Raw genomic sequence first — 16,524 nt, 5'->3', positions numbered from 1 at the left:
GCCGTCGCGTCAGCAACGTCGTGACCACCCAATGACACGCGTGTGATTTATCCCCACTGTTGATAGCGCTTGTGGATAACTGCATAGGCAGTGGTGGGAGGGGCCGAGAACCGCATGCAGCAAACACAATGGGCGCCACGTCCGGCTGGAATCGCTGGTTGTGGCCTCGCGGGCGTTTTCATGGCTATCGCGAGTGTGACCATGGTCACAGACGTGCCGGGGCGGGTCATGACCTCGATTGCCGCGGCGGGCCTGATGTTGTTTGCGGCGCTGACGTGGCGCGCGCGTCCGAAGCTGGCAATCACCCCCGACGGCCTGGCGCTGCGGGGCTGGTTCCGAACGCAGGTAATGCAAACCTCAGACGTCAAGATCATCCGCATCGCCGAGTTCCGCCGTTACGGGCGCACGGTCCGGCTACTCGAGATCGAAACGGTCGACGGCGGCATGGTGTTGCTTTCCCGTTGGGACCTCGGCACCAACCCGCTGGACGTGCTCGACGCGCTTACGGCAGCCGGTTACGCCGGCCGCAAGCGGCGCTGAGCGCGGGCGCCGTCGAACGTGAAGCCACTGCGAAAACTCGCACGGATTATCACAACACGTTCACGTTCGGTGCAGCGCAAGCCTCCCGGCGGCCCGGGACGCGGCCCTAGGCGATGGTGATCGACTCGATGACGACGGCCTCGGTCGGACGGTCGTTGCCGTCGGTGCCCGTCGTCGCGATCGCGTCGACGACCTTTTGCGACTCGGGGTCGGTGACTTCGCCGAAGATCGTGTGGCGCCGGTTCAGGTGCGGCGTCTGGTCCACGGTGATGAAGAACTGCGAACCGTTGGTACCCGGCCCCGCATTCGCCATCGCCAGCAGATACGGCCTGTCGAATTGCAGCTCGGGGTGGAACTCGTCGGCGAACTTGTAGCCCGGACCGCCGCGGCCGGTACCCGTCGGGTCGCCGCCCTGGATCATGAAGCCTCGGATCACCCGGTGAAACACGGCACCGTCATAGAACGGGCCCGAGGATCCGCCCGACGCGTTCTGGGTCGAGTAGTCCTTGGTGCCCTGCGCCAGGCCGACGAAGTTCGCGACGGTCTTGGGCGCGTGGTTCCCGAACAGGGCGACCTTGATGTCGCCGCGGTTGGTGTGCAGCGTGGCAGTGGCAGTCTGAATGGGGCTGTTGGTCACGACTGCCAAGTCTGCCATCACGCGCCGGCCTCGCCGCAGCCGGTGCCACCGCGGCGCGCAATCCCGAGCCAAGGGTCCCGCCGGCGCCCCTTTGGTGGCAGTCTGTGGAGATCCCGGACGGCCTCTGGGCTAACTTTCACAGCAGGTTTCACGACCGGCCCACAGACCGGCGCAGAAAGGCGGCAGATGAACGCGAAGGCGGAATCCCGGCTGACCCATCGGGAGCGGCTGGCCCGAGGACTGACCTACTCGGTGGTGGGGCCGGTGTACGTCACCCGAGGCGTGGTGGGACTTGGCGTCGACGCCGCGCAGGCCTCCGCCGGCGGGCTGCGCCGCCGTTACCGGGAGGGCCGGCTGGCCCGCGACGTGGCGGCCGCCCAGGAAACGATCGGCCACGAGCTGGCCGCCGCCCAGGAAGTCGTCACCAACCTGCCGCAGGCGTTGCGCGACGCGCGCCGGGCGCGACGTCGCCGCAGTAAGAGGCCCTTACTGATCGCGGGAGCCGCCGCGGCGGTATTGGCCGGCGGGGCGGTGACATTCAGCGTCGTCCGGCGTTCGACGCGTCAGCGGCCTCAGGAACCGTCCCCGCGTCCGCCCAGCGTCGACGTGCAGCCGCGTCCTTGACGACCGGCCTCACACCGCAACCCCGTCCGTCTGCACCACGGCGCGTCCGCGGCCACCGGCCGGTGCGCTGCCCAGCCGACCGGCCCGGCTCAGCGCCGCGACGGTGGCGATAGTATTCCCGCATGCCGTTGGCGAGCGGCACCACTTTTGCCGGATACACCATCGTGCGCCAGCTCGGATATGGCGCAATGGGCGCGGTCTACCTCGCTCAACACCCCCGGCTGCCGCGTCGCGACGCCTTGAAGATCCTCCCCCGGGCAATGACAGCGGACCGGGAATTCCGGGACAGGTTTCACCGGGAAGCCGACCTCGCCGCCACACTGTCGCACCCGAACATCGTCCGAGTGCACGATCGCGGCGAGTTCGAGGGCCAACTGTGGATCGCGATGGACTACGTCGAGGGCACCGACGCCGGGCGGCTGGTCAAAGACCACTACCCGGCCGGGATGCCGGTTGATGAGGTGTGCACGATCGTCACCGCGGTGGCTGACGGCCTCGATTACGCCCATCGTCGGGGCCTGCTGCATCGCGGCGTCAAACCGGCCAACATCTTGCTCACTGCGCCGCATGGCGGCCGACGCCGGATCTTGTTGGCGGACTTCGGCGTCCCCCGGCGGCTCGGCGATGTCAGCGGACTGACCGCTACCAAGATGACGGTGGGAACGGTCGCCTACGCCGCGCCCGAGCAGTTGACGGGCGCGCCTATCGACGGGCGTGCCGACCAGTACGCATTGGCGGCCAACGCGTTTCACCTGTTGACGGGTGGACCCCCCTATCAGCATTCCCCGGTGGCCGTCATAAGCCAGCACCTCAATGCGGCACCGCCCAAGCTGAGTGATCGACGCCCGGAATTGGCGGACTTCGATCCAGTGCTGTCGAAGGCGTTGGCCAAAGATCCCGCCGACCGGTTCAAGCGGTGCCGCAAGTTCGCCACCGCGCTCGGTGCGCGGGCCACCGTCGCGGTCGGCGGACCGGCCGACGGGTCCGCCCCTCGAGCGCCCACCACGCCGACGCCGACCACGGCGACGGACAAGCGCAGGCGCCCAGCGGTCCTCGTCGGAGCGGCTATGGCGGTGGCGATATTGGTCGCCACCGGCGTCATCGGATACATGATCGAGGCAAACAACACCGGCTCTCAACCAACCCCCGCCGTGCCAGCCGCTGCTGCCGTACTCGACGGCACCTATCGGCTGGACTACAACTCCGCGAAGACCACGGTCAACGGCACTCCCAACCCTCCACCCGACGGCAACAACAACCGGGAAAACACCGCTTGGTGGGCGTTTCGTTCGTCGTGTACACACGCCAGGTGCATCGCCACCGGGACCAAGCTCGACGGCAACGATCACCGAGTGCCGAACACACCAGCCGATACAGACATTGTCCGGTTCACCGGCAATCGTTGGCAGGAAAGCACACCTCGGCAAAGCCGACGGACGTATCAGCGTTGCCTCGGCGCGGACGGAAAAAGCGTCGTCGCGGGCACAGATACCGAAGTGATCGCCTGGACGTGGGAGCCCCGACCCGACGGCACGCTGCGCGGCGTTTCGACCGACACCGTGCTCACCAATCAATGCGGCTATCGGGGGGATGTGTTCCAGACCCCTTTTGTGGCCACGCGGACGGGCGACGTGCCGCCGGGTGTCACGGTGGCCGACCCAGCGACGGTTGCCGTCCCGCGGAACAGCGGCCCGGCTCCGACCGTTCCCGGTCCGGTGCTCGAGGGCACTTATCGCGTGGACTATGACTATGCCAACCAGACGGTCAACGGCGCCCCGATAGCCGGCACCATCACCGACACCGCGTATTTCTGGGCCTTTCGGTCCTCATGCACATCAGCGGGATGCGTCGCGACGGGCGCAATGCTGGACCAGTACCACCGGGAGGCCGTGGGTGACGCGGCGGAAGTTCTCGATTTCGCCGACGGTCACTGGCGGAACGCACCGTATATCAAGTCGACGTTCTGCCCCGGAGAAAGCCTGACCGCCACCGGCGCTGAAACAAGTAGCTGGTCGTTGAAGCCCCAGCCTGACGGCACGCTGCGCGGCTTCCTGACCGAGAACACCTTCACCAACGAGTGCGGCGTTCAAGGCGCGGTTTACCGGACACCCATGGTGATGACACGGATAGGCGATGTGTCGCCCACCGTCATCCTGGCCGATCCGGCGTTGTTCGAGCCCTCACCTGCGCCGAAAGCCGACGGACCGCATTAAAAGACTCGATTGCTCAACCGCCGGGCTCGAGCCCCGGCGAACCCGACCGCGCGCTGTCCAGCTCCGGATGTATCTGTGGAGCCTAGGGGAATCGAACCCCTGACACCCGCCTTGCAAAGGCGGTGCTCTACCAACTGAGCTAAGGCCCCTGACCGTTGCCGGGGTCGGGAGTATCGGCGACCGCCATGTGCCAGACCTCGACCTCACGTCGCGACCGCACCACCGCCGCGACCGCGGCGAGCAGTCCCAGCGGCAATGCCAGTCTGACGTAACGTCTCAACGGACCCATGGTTGTGGGCCTAGGAGGACTCGAACCTCCGACCTCTTCGTTATCAGCGAAGCGCTCTAACCGCCTGAGCTATAGGCCCGCACTCGCATACGGCCGAGCGACGAGATTACCGCAATCGACGCCCTACCCCCAAAAACGCTGGCATCCACGCTAGTCGCGGTCCGCTAGCGTCACCTCGATGCCCCCGATCAGATCCGTGGTCAGGTTGTAGACGAACGCCGCGATCGTCGCCATCGCCGTCAGCAGGACGATGTTGACCAGGCCGATGAGGATGGCGCCGCCGAAGATGGTGCCGCTGGACACCAGTTCGCCGCTGCTGCCGCTGGTGTTGTTGAGCAGGTCGCCGACGTTGCTGTTCAGCTTGGCCCACACACCCATGCCGCCGAGCACGAGGTACAGGAACGCCACCGCGATCATCCAGACGAAGAACAGCGCCACCGACAGCAGCAGCGACACCTTCAGCGTGCTCCACGGATCGATCCGGCGGATCTGCATGCTCGCCCGGACCGGCCCCCGCGACCGCCGCGACACCTGCACGCGGTCCTCGCGCGGCTCCCGGGCCTCCGGACGACCCGATCCGGGCCCTTTCGACGCCTCCGCGCCGCGCTCGGGCGGTGTGGCCTTGCGCTGCGGGGGACGCGGCACCGGGCCCGACAGGTCGGGCAGCTCGCTGGCGTATGCCTCGGCCGGCGAGCCCTCGCCGCGCGCCGACACGGCGTCGATCTCCTGGGTGGGGTTCCTGATGGGCCCGGCGGCGCCTGCCCCGGGCGTACCGGAAACGAACCGGTTCAGCCGGGCGTCGGCACCGGCCGGCGCGCCCGACGCCCGCGGTTCGCCGTGTGCTTCGCCCTGACGGTGCGGCGACTGGGCGGCGGCCCTGGACGCGCCCCGCTGCCACGGCGGGGACTCCGCGGTGTCCTGACCCCGGCCGCCCGGTGCGGGTGTCGCGCGGTGCGCGCCGCTCCGCTCGGCCGAACCATCCCCATTAAGGCCGTCGCCCTTGTTGGGGGCGCCCGGCTCGCTCGGTGAGGTCACCCCGACTCCTAACGTTCCCTACCGTCCTACCTCGGCCAACCCAGGCGGTGGCAGTCGGATCGCGCTCGGGCCGTGCAGTGGCCCGCTTCGTCACCGGGCCGAGTGTAGTTGCCCGGCGCGCCCGCGCGGCAGCGCCCGCCCGGATCGTTACCGGCTACTCGTCGGAGTCGTCGGCTTCCCCGGCATTCTCGGCTTCCTCCACGACATCGTCGGCGTTGGCTTCGGCGTTGCGCGCGATGGCCAGCAACGTGTCGCCCTCGCCGAGGTTCATCAACCGGACGCCCTTGGTCTGCCGGCCCGCCTTGCGGACCTGGCGCGCGGCGGTGCGGATCACGCCGCCTCCGGAGGTGATCGCGTAGAGCTCGCTGTCCTCGTCGACGATCAGCGCGCCCACCAGCTGGCCGCGCCGGCGGTCGTACATGACCGTCAGAACGCCCTTGCCGCCGCGGCCCTGCACCGGGTACTCCTCGATCGCGGTGCGTTTGGCGTAACCACCCGACGTGGCGACCAACAGGAAGGTCCCCTCACGAATCACGTTGAGCGACAACAGGTAATCGTCGGCGTTGAACCGCATGCCCTGCACGCCGGAGGTGGCGCGCCCCATCGGTCGCAGCGCCTCGTCGGTCGCCGAGAACCGGATCGACTGGCCCTTGGCCGACACCAGCAGCAGGTCCTCGTCAGCGGAGCACAGCACCGCGCCCACCAGTTCGTCGCCGTCGCGCAGGTTGACGGCCACGATCCCGCCGGATCGATTCGAGTCGAAGTCGGTCAGCTTGGTCTTCTTGACCAGGCCGTTGCGGGTGGCCAGGACCAGGTACGGCGCGTCCTCGTACCCGCGGATCTGGATGACCTGGGCGATGCGCTCCTCGGGCTGGAAGGCCAGCAAATTGGCGACGTGCTGGCCGCGCGCGGTGCGTGAGGCCTCCGGCAGTTCGTAGGCCTTCGCCCGGTACACGCGCCCCTGGGTGGTGAAGAACAGGATCCAGTCGTGCGTCGAGCACACGAAGAAGTGCCTGACGATGTCGTCCTGCTTGAGCCCGGCACCCTGCACGCCCTTGCCGCCGCGCTTCTGGCTGCGGTACAGGTCGGTCTTGGTGCGCTTGGCATACCCGGTTTCGGTGATGGTGACGACGACGTCCTCGCGGGCGATCAGGTCCTCGTCGCTGACGTCGCCGTCGGCGGCGATGATCCGGGTGCGCCGGTCGTCGCCGTGCTTGTCGGCGATCTCGGCGAGCTCGTCGTGGACGATGGCGCGCTGGCGCTCCGGCTTGGCGAGGATGTCTTCGAGGTCGGCGATCTCGGCCTCGATCTTGGCCAGGTCGTCGATGATCCGCTGGCGTTCCAGGGCCGCCAGGCGCCGCAGCTGCATGTCCAGGATGGCCTGGGCCTGGATGTCGTCGATGTCGAGCAGTTCGATCAGCCCGGCCCGGGCGATGTCGACGGTTTCCGACGCCCGGATCAGCGCGATCACCTCGTCGAGCGCGTCGAGCGCCTTGACCAGACCGCGCAGGATGTGGGCGCGTTCGTTGGCCTTGCGCAGCCGGTAGGTGGTGCGCCGGACGATCACGTCGAGCTGGTGGGCGACGTAGTGGCGGATCATCTGGTCGAGCCGCAGGGTGCGCGGCACCCCGTCGACGATCGACAACATGTTGGCGCCGAAGCTGGTCTGCAGCTGGGTGTGCTTGTAGAGGTTGTTGAGCACCACCTTGGCGACGGCGTCGCGCTTGAGCTCGATGACGATGCGCAGCCCCACCCGGTCGCTGCTCTGGTCTTCGATGTTGGCGATTCCGGCGAGCCTGCCGTCGCGGACCTGCTCGGCGATCGAGGTGATGAAGTTGTCGTGGTTGACCTGATAGGGCAATTCGGTGATCACCAGCGACGAGCGGCCGCGCGAATCCTCTTCCACCTCCACCACACCGCGCATGCGGATGGACCCGCGCCCGGTCTTGTAGGCATCGGCGATGCCCTGCGACCCGACGATCAGCCCGTGCGTCGGGAAGTCGGGTCCCTTGACGCGTTCGCAGACCGCGGCCAGGGTGGCTTCTTCATCGGCCTCGTGGTTCTCCAGGCACCAGTAGACCGCCTCGGCCAATTCGCGCAGGTTGTGCGGCGGGATGTTGGTCGCCATGCCGACCGCGATGCCGCCCGACCCGTTGGCCAGCAGGTTGGGAAACCGGCTGGGCAGCACCGTCGGTTCCTGCACCCGGCCGTCGTAGTTGGGGACGAAATCGACCGTTTCCTCGTCGATTTCGCGCAGCATCTCCATCGCGAGCGGGGTCAGCCGCGCTTCGGTGTTGTGGCTGACGAAACCGTTGGTGAGGAACGCGTGGTCCTCGGTGTCGACGCGCAGGCTGTACACCGGTCGCACGCCCGCGTCGGTGACGGAGGCAACCCGCGCGTAGTAGAACCGGCCGTCGGTGAGGTCGGTGGCGATGGCGCGGACGTCGGGGTCGGCGATGTGGGCCAGGATCTCGTCGCCGCGCGTGCGCCAGCGTTGGATGCGGTCGACGTTGTGGCGGTTGAGCCAGTCGCGGTCGGCCCAGGAGCCGCCGGCGGACTTGCGGATGAACGCAGCTAGTCCGGGTACGTAATCTCCGTCCCGTCCGCGACAAGTCGGCATCTCAGCGAGAACGCTGGTCAACTTGGTTTGTTTAACACCGCCGAAACCCACACGGGTTGCGAATAATTCGGCCTGAGCACGATTGGTGATGACGACCTTGTACTCGCCAACAGCATGCCGGTATCGCCTTGAGACGACTCCGAACTCGAGCAGCATCTGCTGAACGTCGATGGCAAGCTGCCTACTGCGTGTCGAGTAAGATATTTGAATTGTGTTGCGCGGTAGCGCCGAACACGAGCCGTCACCCTCGAACAGCGCTTGCAAGAAGACGCGTTTCACTGCGGCAGGGGACTGCCAGAGCCAATGCGGAACCGACTTGTCGGCCGAGCGTTGCCCGATCAACCCACCAAGCCGTGTCTTGCTCAGTTCCGACAGATTCTGCACGTCAAGTTCGTGCAACATCGAACCGGAGGCGATCACCCGCGCGGATACATACCGCCGGCCTCCGACGACCGCGTCGTACGCACCGACGACCATGTCGAAGTAGTCGCGGTCGAGGTTGTTGAACCCGGCGCGAGTTTCGGATACGAAGCCCTCGCTGATGAAAGCACCCAGCAGCAGGGCTTCCAGCACGTCATGCCAGTCACCAGGTCCGAGTTCCACCGGTGGCGTGCGCTGCAACACGACGTGGTCGTCGGGGCGGATCTCTTCGATCAGCTTCCACAGCAAGGTGGGTACGCCGCCGACGTCGACCAGGCACAGTAAGGGATGGTTGGCCGTACCCGTGACCTCGTAGCCGTCAACCGTCCGTACCCTGAAAGTCTGATGCTCGCCCGAGTGGAACAGTGTGTCCGCCAGAACGGGGTTGCCGTGCCGATCCAGAACCTTCAACTCGACCGCGTTGTCCGAATTGTGCGCAGCACCCGGAACCACATCCCCAATCCGTACGGACTGCCCGAACGGTAAGCGCACCAACGCATCTTCAGTGACGCAATACCTCATGGCGGCTGGCGGGTCGTTGCCCGGGGAGCCGAAGTTGCCCTGCCCGTCCACCAGCGGATACCGCAGCGACCACGGCTGGGCCATGCGCACCAGGGTGTCGTAGATCGAGGCGTCCCCGTGCGGGTGGTAGTTGCCCATCGTCTCGGCCACCGACCGCGCCGACTTGGCGTGGCTGCGGTCCGGGCGGAAACCGGAGTCGTACATCGCATACAGCACGCGCCGGTGCACCGGCTTGAGGCCGTCGCGCACCTCGGGCAGCGCGCGGCCCACGATCACGCTCATGGCGTAGTCGATGTAGCTGCGCTGCATCTCCTGCTGGATGTCGACGGGTTCGATCCGCTCGCCGGGCTGGTCACCCGGCGGCAGGGTGGTGTCAGTCATCTATTCCTCGTTTGGGGTTGGCGCGTCCGACCGGTCAGACATCCAGGAAACGAACGTCTTTGGCGTTGCGGGTGATGAAGCTGCGGCGCGCGTCGACGTCCTCGCCCATCAGGATGGAGAACAGCTCGTCGGCGGCCGCGGCGTCGTCGAGGGTGACCTGGCGCAGCACCCGCACCGACGGATCCATCGTGGTCTCCCACAACTCTTTGGCGTCCATCTCACCCAGACCCTTGTAGCGCTGGATGCCGTCGTCCTTGTTGATCTTCTTGCCGGCCTTCTGCCCCGCCTCGAGCAGGCCGTCGCGCTCGCGATCGGAGTAGGCGAACTCGGGTTCGGTGCGCTGCCACTTCAGCTTGTAGAGCGGCGGTTGCGCCAGGAACACGTGCCCGTTTTCGATCAGCGGCCGCATGAACCGGAACAGCAGCGTCAACAGCAGCGTGGAGATGTGCTGCCCGTCGACGTCGGCGTCGGCCATCAGCACGATCTTGTGGTAGCGCAGCTTGCTGATGTCGAACTCGTCGTGGATCCCGGTGCCCAGCGCGGTGATGATCGACTGGACTTCGGTGTTCTTCAGCACGCGGTCGATGCGCGCCTTCTCGACGTTGATGATCTTGCCGCGCAACGGAAGTATGGCCTGAAACATCGAATCGCGGCCGCTCTTGGCCGAGCCGCCGGCCGAATCACCCTCCACCACGTAGAGTTCGGACTTCCGCGGGTCGGTGGAGCGGCAGTCGGCGAGCTTGCCGGGCAGGCCGCCGAGATCGGTGGCGCTCTTGCGGCGCACCAACTCTCGCGCCTTGCGGGCCGCGATGCGCGCCTGTGCCGAGGAAACCGCTTTGTTGACGATGACTTTGGCGTCCGAGGGGTTGGCTTCGAACCAGTGTGTCAGCTGCTCGTTGCACACCTTCTGGACGAACGACTTGACCTCGGTGTTGCCCAGCTTGGTCTTGGTCTGACCCTCGAACTGGGGTTCGGCAACCTTGACCGAGATCACGGCCGCCAGGCCTTCCCGGATGTCGTCGCCGGTGAGGTTGGGGTCTTTGTCCTTGAGCAGCTTGCGGTCTTTGGCGTACTTGTTGACCACCGACGTCAACGCGGCGCGGAAGCCCTCTTCGTGGGTACCGCCCTCGTGGGTGTTGATCGTGTTGGCGAAGGTGTGCACCGACTCGGAGTAGCCGGCATTCCACTGCATCGCGATCTCGACCTCGTGGCCCTCGCCCTTGCCGGAGAAGTCGACGATGCTGCTGTGGATCGCGCTCTTTGTACGGTTGATGTGTTTGACGAAATCCACCAGACCGCCCGGGTAATGGAACGTGCGGTGCTTGACCTTGTGCGGCGACGTCGATTCGACCGCCTTGTCCTGCGCGGACTTGGGCGCCTCGGCGGTCTCGCTGACGACCTCGTCGACGACTTCCTCGTTGCTGACCCGCTCGTCGGTCAGGTTGATCGTCAGGCCCTTGTTCAGGAACGCCATCTCCTGAAGCCGGCGCGCGACCGTTTCGAAGTCGTATTGGGTGGTTTCGAAGATCTCGGGGTCGGCCCAGAACCGGATCACCGTTCCCGTCTTCTTGGTCGCCTCCCCTTGTTTGAGGGTGCCCGGGACGGCGCGGTCGTAGCACTGGAACCACTCGTGTCCGTCACGTTGGATGTTGACTTCCAGTCGGGTGGACAGCGCGTTGACCACCGACACACCGACGCCGTGCAGGCCGCCGCTGACGGTGTAGCCACTGTTCTCGCCGCCGAATTTCCCACCGGCGTGCAGTTGGGTCATCACCACGTCGACGGTGGGGGCGCCGGTGGCGTGCATCGCCACCGGAATGCCGCGGCCGTCGTCGGCGACCTCCACACTGCCGTCGTCGAGCAGGCGGACGTCGACCTTGCTGGCGTAGCCGGCCATCGCCTCGTCCACCGAGTTGTCGACCACCTCCCAGACGAGGTGGTGCAGACCGCGTTCACCGGTGGAGCCGATGTACATGCCGGGGCGTTTGCGGACAGCCTCCAGCCCTTCCAGCACGGTGATGGCTGAAGCGCCGTATTCGTCTTGTGCCTTCTTCTTCTGGGCAGCCACGGTCGGAATGATCTCCTCGGGGTTTCATGCGAGCGGTTCAGTCACCGCAGCGGTCGCATCCGGTCAAGTCTACCGTGAGGGGCCGCCAGGACCGATTTTCTGGGCGCGTTTCTGCCCACCTGGCCGCGCCGTGTGCTCGATTTCTTCATTTGGGTCGCGTCCTGACGTGCGTGACCCGGGTCCGTTTCGTCCTGGCGGATCTGAGACAGCCCCCAACGACGCCCCCCGCCACCTATCCGTAGGTGTCGCGGGGTCCCCGGCCCGCGATGTGCCGCGGGCCCTTCCGCCACGACGGGGCGACCGGCCCGGTGATCTTGAGGGAGGTCACCACGCCATTGCCGACCGCCGCCGCGATCTTGGCCAGCAGCTGCGCCTGGATCATGCGCAGCTGGGTGGCCCAGGCGGTGGACTCGGCCGCCACGCTCAGGACCCCGTCGCTGAGGGAGACCGGTGTGGCGTGGTCGGCGATCTGCTGGCCCACCATCGACGACCAGTGGCCCAGGACGGTGCCTTCCGCGACCTGGGCGGACCAACCACGCTTTTTCGCCAGGTCGCGCGCCAGCCGGCCCAGCGGTTGGGGATCCCGCCCGTCGGGCCCCGGGCCCGACCAGCTTCGCCGCCGACCGGCGACCCGGCGCGGGGTTGGTGGGACCGCCCGGCCGCGTCCGGCATCCTTGCCCTGGGCGCGCGCGGCCGCGCGCGCCTCCTCGAGCGTGCGGCGCACCAGGTCGATACCGGTCAACCCGGCAGGCAACGGGGTGCCGCCGTCGTCGCTGCCGTCGACGTCACCGGTCACGGCCGTACCACCGACATGGGCCCAGACTCCCCGTCACGCAACTCAATGTGCACCCGTTCAGCATCCCAGTCCGCCGGAATGTCTTCCAGCACCGCCGCGGTCACCAGAACCTGTTCGGCCGATTCGGCGACCCCGGCCAGGGCGCGGCGCCGGGTGGTGTCGAGTTCGGCGAAGACATCGTCGAGCAACAACACCGGCTCTCCGCCGTCGGCCCGCAGCAACTCGTAAGCGGCCAGCCGCAGCGCCACCGCAAACGACCACGACTCGCCGTGGCTGGCAAAGCCTTTCGCGGGCTGCTCGCCGAGCCGCAGCTCGAGGTCGTCGCGGTGCGGCCCGACCAGGGACATCCCGCGCTCCAGCTCCACATCGCGCCGTACCGACAGCGCCGAGACCAGCGCGGCCTCGAGCTCCTCACGGTCGCCGCCGCCCGCCCAGTCCCCGCCCAGGCTCGGGCGGTAAGCGATCGAGGCCGGACGCGACCCGGGCGCCAGCAACTGGTAGGCCTTTTCGACCTCGGGCGCCAGCTGCTCGATCAGATCGATACGGGTGGCCATCAACTCGGCACCGTGCTCGGCCAACCGGGCATCCCACACGTCGAGAGTGTCCAACGCGCTCCGGTCGCCCCGATGCCTTACCCCGCCAAGGGCTTTCAACAACGCCGTGCGCTGGCGCAGCACCTTGTCGTAGTCGGCACGCACCGCGGCGATCCTGGGCCGGCGCACGGTTGCCAGATCATCGAGGTAACGCCGCCGGTCGGCCGGGTCGCCGCGGACCAGCGCCAGATCCTCCGGGGCGAACAGCACCGCCCGCAACACCCCGACCACCTCGCGCGTGCCGCGCACCGGCGAGCGGTTCAGTCGCGCCTTGTTGGCGCGCCCCGCCGCGATCTCCAGATCGACGGCACACTCCCGGCCTTCGTTGACGACGATCGTCGAGATCACGGCCCGATCGGCGCCCGCCCGGATCAACGGCGCGTCGGTGCCCACTCGGTGCGAACCCAACGTCGTCGAATACCACAGCGCCTCAATCAGGTTCGTCTTCCCGAATCCGTTCGGACCGACGAACACCGTGCGTCCCGGTCTCAGTTCGAGGTCGGCCTGCGCCCAGGACCGGAAATCACGCAGTCCCAAATGCCGGACGTACACCTAGCCGGGCAGCCGAACTGGCATGAGCAGGTAGACATAATCCGTCGGCGGGGCCGCGAAGGGGCCGGGGCCGGTCGGGTGGCCGTCGTCGGCCGACGCCGGCCGCAGCAGTGCCGGTTTGCCCGGGGTCGTGAAGCCGAACGACACCCGCTCGGAGTGCACCGACCCCAGGCCGTCGGTCAGATACGTCGGGTTGAACGCGATCGTCAACGGCTCGCCGGCGAAATCTACCTGCAGGTCCTCCTCGGCGCGCCCGACATCGTCGGCGCCCGCCGAGAGCCGCAGCATGCCGTCGGCGAATTCCATGCGGACCTGCGCACCGCGGTCGGCGACCAGCGCAACCAGCTTGATCGCCTCGGTCAGTTGGGCCACGTTCATGGTGGCCACCGCGGTGTGCTCGGCCGGCAACAGCTGGCGGAACTTGGGGAATTCCGCATCCAGCAGCCGGGTGGTGCTGCGTTTGCCGTTCCCGCTGATACCGAGCAGGCCTTCCTTGCCGACCCCGGCACCGGCTCCCAACGACAGCCGCACCTCGGATCCGTCGGTGCCGGTTTTCGCGGCCTCGGCCAGCGTCTTGGCCGGTACCAACACCGCCGCCTCCACGTCGGGGGACAACGCCGACCAGGTCAACTCGCGCACCGCCAACCGGAACCTGTCGGTGGCCGCCAGAACCACCTTGTCACCCGAGATTTCGACGCGGATACCCGTCAGCATCGGCAAAGTGTCATCCCGGCCCGCGGCGATGGCGACCTGTCCGATCGCCTCGGCGAACAAATCCGCGGGCAAAGTTCCGGTGTCCTCCGGCAGGGCGGGCAGCGTCGGGTAATCCTCGACCGCCATCGTCGGCAGCGAGAACCGGGCGTTCCCGCAGGCCAATGCGACACGATTGCCGTCGACGTAGAAATCGATGGGCTTGTTGGGCAACGCCCGCGTGATGTCGGACAACAGCCGTCCCGACACCAAAACACTTCCCGGAGAAGCGATTTCGGCTGCGATTTGCGCCTCCGCCGAAACCTCGTAGTCGAACCCGGAAATGGTCAGGCCGTCGTCGGCGCCGGACAACAGGATCCCGGAAAGGACCGGCACCGCCGGCCTGGACGGCAGATTCTTCGCCACCCACGACACCGCATCGGCGAAGGACTCCCGCACCAACCGAAACTTCAGGTCGGTGACGCCAGCTGTTGTCGTCGCCACGTCCATAAAGCGTCCCTTCACCTGCCACGTGTCCAAATCCCCGGGCTAGCCCTCCCACTAGCGTGGGTCCCCGCGACGAACGTCGATGGCACAAAGCGAGCCATGACGACCGCAACGGCAGCCGAAGAACAACCGTAGATCGTCGGGGGCCATCTTGAAAGCTAATCGCAGGGCCCGACAAGGCGCCGGTTCGTCGACGGTGCGGACCCGTGTGATCCGAACGTCCCCAGGGCCGGTTTTCAAAGAAGGAAGATCGAAGATATCTCAGTACCAGTAATAAGGCGTGTGCATGCTGGGGACAGCAGGGGTCGGCGCAGCTAGGGGACTCATCGGGTTGTGGATGACACGCTCGGCGGTTGTGCGTCGGTCGTTGAGTGGCTGGGGATGAACGCCGGGTGTGCACTGGAGTGTGATCAGCGATCGGTTGTTCGGCAGGGTTGTGCACATGCCTGCGCACAATGCACCGCTGTGACTGTTGTGACAGGGGAGTGAGAAGTTTTTTCGAAAAAAGAGGCGCGGTCAGCGCTTGGACCGTTGCCGGATCCGTGTGGTGAGCTCCTTGACGTGATCGAAGACCTCACGCCGCTCGGCCATCTCGGAGAGGATCTTGCGTTGGGCGTACATGACCGTGGTGTGGTCACGCCCGAATGCCTGGCCGATCTTGGGCAGGGAGAGATCGGTGAGCTCGCGGCACAGGTACATCGCGATCTGGCGGGACTGAGCCAGCGCGCGGGTCTTGCCCGGACCGCGTAACTCCTCGACGGTGGTGTCGAAGTATTCGGCGGTGGCGGCCATGATCGTCGCCGCGCTGATCTGCATCGTGCTGGCGTCGGCGATGAGGTCACGAAGCACGATCTCGGCCAGTGACTTGTCGATGGGCGTCTTGTTGAGCGAGGCGAACGCGGTGACGCGGATCAGCGCCCCCTCGAGCTCGCGGATGTTGCGTTCGATGCTGCTGGCGATCAACTCGAGGACGTCGTCGGGCACCGCAAGCCGATCCATCTGTGCCTTCTTGCGCAGAATGGCGATGCGGGTCTCGAGTTCGGGCGGCTGGACGTCGGTGATCAGACCCCACTCGAACCGGGTCCGCAACCGGTCTTCGAGGGTCGCGAGTTGTTTGGGCGGCCGGTCGGAGGAGATGACGATCTGCTTGTTCGCGTTGTGCAAGGTATTGAAGGTGTGGAAGAACTCCTCCTGGATACCTTCCTTGCCCTCGATGAACTGGATGTCGTCGACCAGCAGCACGTCGACGTCGCGGTAGCTGCGCTTGAAGGCGACCTTGCGGTCGTCGCGCAACGAGTTGATGAAGTCGTTGGTGAATTCCTCGGTGGAGACGTACTTGACGCGCATCCCGGGGAACAGCCGCTGCGCGTAGTTGCCGGCGGCGTGCAGCAGGTGGGTCTTGCCCAGGCCGGACTCACCCCAGATGAACAAGGGGTTGTAAGCGCGCGCCGGTGCCTCGGCGATCGCCAGGGCGGCCGCGTGGGCGAACCGGTTGGAGGCGCCGATGACGAACGTGTCGAAGGTGTAGCGGCGGTTGAGGCTGGTCCCGCCGGCGACCGCGGAATCGGAGTTGCGCGGGCGTTCGGAGAAGTAGTTGGGCCAGCTGTGCTCTGCGCCGACGGGCACGTCGCCGTTCTCGTCGGCCTCGTCGATCTCGTCGGCGTCGAGTTCGGCGTCGTAGGCCAGGTGTTCCGTCGGTGCGACGGCGCCTTCGTCGGGGCTGTCGGGGGGCGGAGCGATGCGCACCCCGAGTTGGATCTGTTGTCCGAGCCGGCGGCTCAGCGCGTCGGTGATGGGCTCGCGCAGATGACGTTCGATCTCGTTTTGCACGAAGCTGCTCGGCACCGACAACAGAGCAAAGCCCTCGACGATGGTGAGTGGCTGAACGAGGTTCAGCCACGCCCTTTGCTGTGGGGTGAGGGGAGTGACGAGCGTCGAACGGTTGCCGGTGGCGTTGTCCCCCGCGGAGTCGCCGTTGAGTTCGGAAACGACCGCGCTCCACACCGTCGTGAAGGTCGAACCGGGGTCATCGGTCAA

12 protein-coding genes and 2 tRNA genes are annotated in these 16,524 nt (G+C 66.8%); 3 read left to right on the top strand and 11 right to left on the bottom strand.

The features are described from left to right. Positions 1–114: 114 nt before the first annotated feature. Positions 115–540 (top strand): PH domain-containing protein, encoded by a 426-nt coding sequence (locus ACJ512_RS00070; protein WP_407687946.1) that lies wholly within the window; start codon positions 115–117, stop codon positions 538–540. Between the two features lie 106 nt (positions 541–646). On the opposite strand, the gene ACJ512_RS00065 is transcribed toward ACJ512_RS00070, so the two are convergent. Then, positions 647–1,195, bottom strand: coding sequence for a peptidylprolyl isomerase (locus tag ACJ512_RS00065; RefSeq protein ID WP_407687947.1), 549 nt, complete (start codon positions 1,193–1,195; stop codon positions 647–649). A gap of 168 nt (positions 1,196–1,363) precedes the next feature. Between ACJ512_RS00065 and cwsA the strand changes: the two genes are divergently transcribed. Next, a complete protein-coding gene (cwsA, locus tag ACJ512_RS00060; RefSeq protein ID WP_407687948.1) occupies positions 1,364–1,801 on the top strand; it encodes a cell wall synthesis protein CwsA in 438 nt (145 codons plus the stop codon). A 122-nt stretch (positions 1,802–1,923) separates the two neighbouring features. Then, positions 1,924–4,014 (top strand): serine/threonine-protein kinase, encoded by a 2,091-nt coding sequence (locus ACJ512_RS00055; RefSeq protein ID WP_407687949.1) that lies wholly within the window; start codon positions 1,924–1,926, stop codon positions 4,012–4,014. Positions 4,015–4,090: 76 nt separating this feature from the next. Here ACJ512_RS00055 and ACJ512_RS00050 read toward each other — a convergent pair. From ACJ512_RS00050 to dnaA, 10 genes are all read right to left on the bottom strand, one after another. After that, a tRNA-Ala gene (locus ACJ512_RS00050) sits at positions 4,091–4,163 on the bottom strand. Beyond that, positions 4,154–4,303, bottom strand: coding sequence for a hypothetical protein (locus tag ACJ512_RS00045; protein WP_407687950.1), 150 nt, complete (start codon positions 4,301–4,303; stop codon positions 4,154–4,156). The genes ACJ512_RS00050 and ACJ512_RS00045 overlap by 10 nt, the downstream gene beginning before the upstream one ends. A 5-nt stretch (positions 4,304–4,308) precedes the next feature. Beyond that, positions 4,309–4,382 (bottom strand) — tRNA-Ile (locus ACJ512_RS00040). A 71-nt stretch (positions 4,383–4,453) separates the two neighbouring features. Next, a complete protein-coding gene (locus tag ACJ512_RS00035) occupies positions 4,454–5,338 on the bottom strand; it encodes a DUF3566 domain-containing protein (protein ID WP_407687951.1) in 885 nt (294 codons plus the stop codon). Between the two features lie 154 nt (positions 5,339–5,492). Beyond that, positions 5,493–9,281 carry an intein-containing DNA gyrase subunit A gene (gene gyrA, locus ACJ512_RS00030; RefSeq protein WP_407687952.1) on the bottom strand — a complete coding sequence of 1,263 codons (3,789 nt, stop codon included), beginning with the start codon at positions 9,279–9,281 and terminating at the stop codon, positions 5,493–5,495. 34 nt (positions 9,282–9,315) lie between these two features. Continuing rightward, a complete protein-coding gene (gyrB, locus tag ACJ512_RS00025; protein ID WP_407687953.1) occupies positions 9,316–11,349 on the bottom strand; it encodes a DNA topoisomerase (ATP-hydrolyzing) subunit B in 2,034 nt (677 codons plus the stop codon). Between the two features lie 232 nt (positions 11,350–11,581). Next, positions 11,582–12,145 carry a DUF721 family protein gene (locus tag ACJ512_RS00020; RefSeq protein ID WP_407687954.1) on the bottom strand — a complete coding sequence of 188 codons (564 nt, stop codon included), beginning with the start codon at positions 12,143–12,145 and terminating at the stop codon, positions 11,582–11,584. Continuing rightward, positions 12,142–13,290 (bottom strand): DNA replication/repair protein RecF, encoded by a 1,149-nt coding sequence (gene recF / locus ACJ512_RS00015; RefSeq protein ID WP_407687955.1) that lies wholly within the window; start codon positions 13,288–13,290, stop codon positions 12,142–12,144. The genes ACJ512_RS00020 and recF overlap by 4 nt, the downstream gene beginning before the upstream one ends. Next, positions 13,291–14,490 (bottom strand): DNA polymerase III subunit beta, encoded by a 1,200-nt coding sequence (dnaN, locus tag ACJ512_RS00010; protein WP_407687956.1) that lies wholly within the window; start codon positions 14,488–14,490, stop codon positions 13,291–13,293. It abuts the gene before it with no gap. Between the two features lie 513 nt (positions 14,491–15,003). Next, a complete protein-coding gene (gene dnaA / locus ACJ512_RS00005) occupies positions 15,004–16,524 on the bottom strand; it encodes a chromosomal replication initiator protein DnaA (RefSeq protein WP_407687957.1) in 1,521 nt (506 codons plus the stop codon).

It is taken from the genome of Mycobacterium cajalii, assembly GCF_045809005.2.
Taxonomy (GTDB): domain Bacteria; phylum Actinomycetota; class Actinomycetes; order Mycobacteriales; family Mycobacteriaceae; genus Mycobacterium.
This window is presented reverse-complemented; position numbering and strand designations above follow the sequence as displayed.

Coding starts and splice junctions, on each gene's coding strand:
- ACJ512_RS00070 (WP_407687946.1), top strand. CDS start 115: ATGCAGCAAACACAATGGGCGCCACGTCCGGCTGGAATCGCTGGTTGT.
- ACJ512_RS00065 (WP_407687947.1), bottom strand. CDS start 1,195: ATGGCAGACTTGGCAGTCGTGACCAACAGCCCCATTCAGACTGCCACT.
- cwsA (WP_407687948.1), top strand. CDS start 1,364: ATGAACGCGAAGGCGGAATCCCGGCTGACCCATCGGGAGCGGCTGGCC.
- ACJ512_RS00055 (WP_407687949.1), top strand. CDS start 1,924: ATGCCGTTGGCGAGCGGCACCACTTTTGCCGGATACACCATCGTGCGC.
- ACJ512_RS00045 (WP_407687950.1), bottom strand. CDS start 4,303: ATGGGTCCGTTGAGACGTTACGTCAGACTGGCATTGCCGCTGGGACTG.
- gyrA (WP_407687952.1), bottom strand. CDS start 9,281: ATGACTGACACCACCCTGCCGCCGGGTGACCAGCCCGGCGAGCGGATC.
- dnaN (WP_407687956.1), bottom strand. CDS start 14,490: ATGGACGTGGCGACGACAACAGCTGGCGTCACCGACCTGAAGTTTCGG.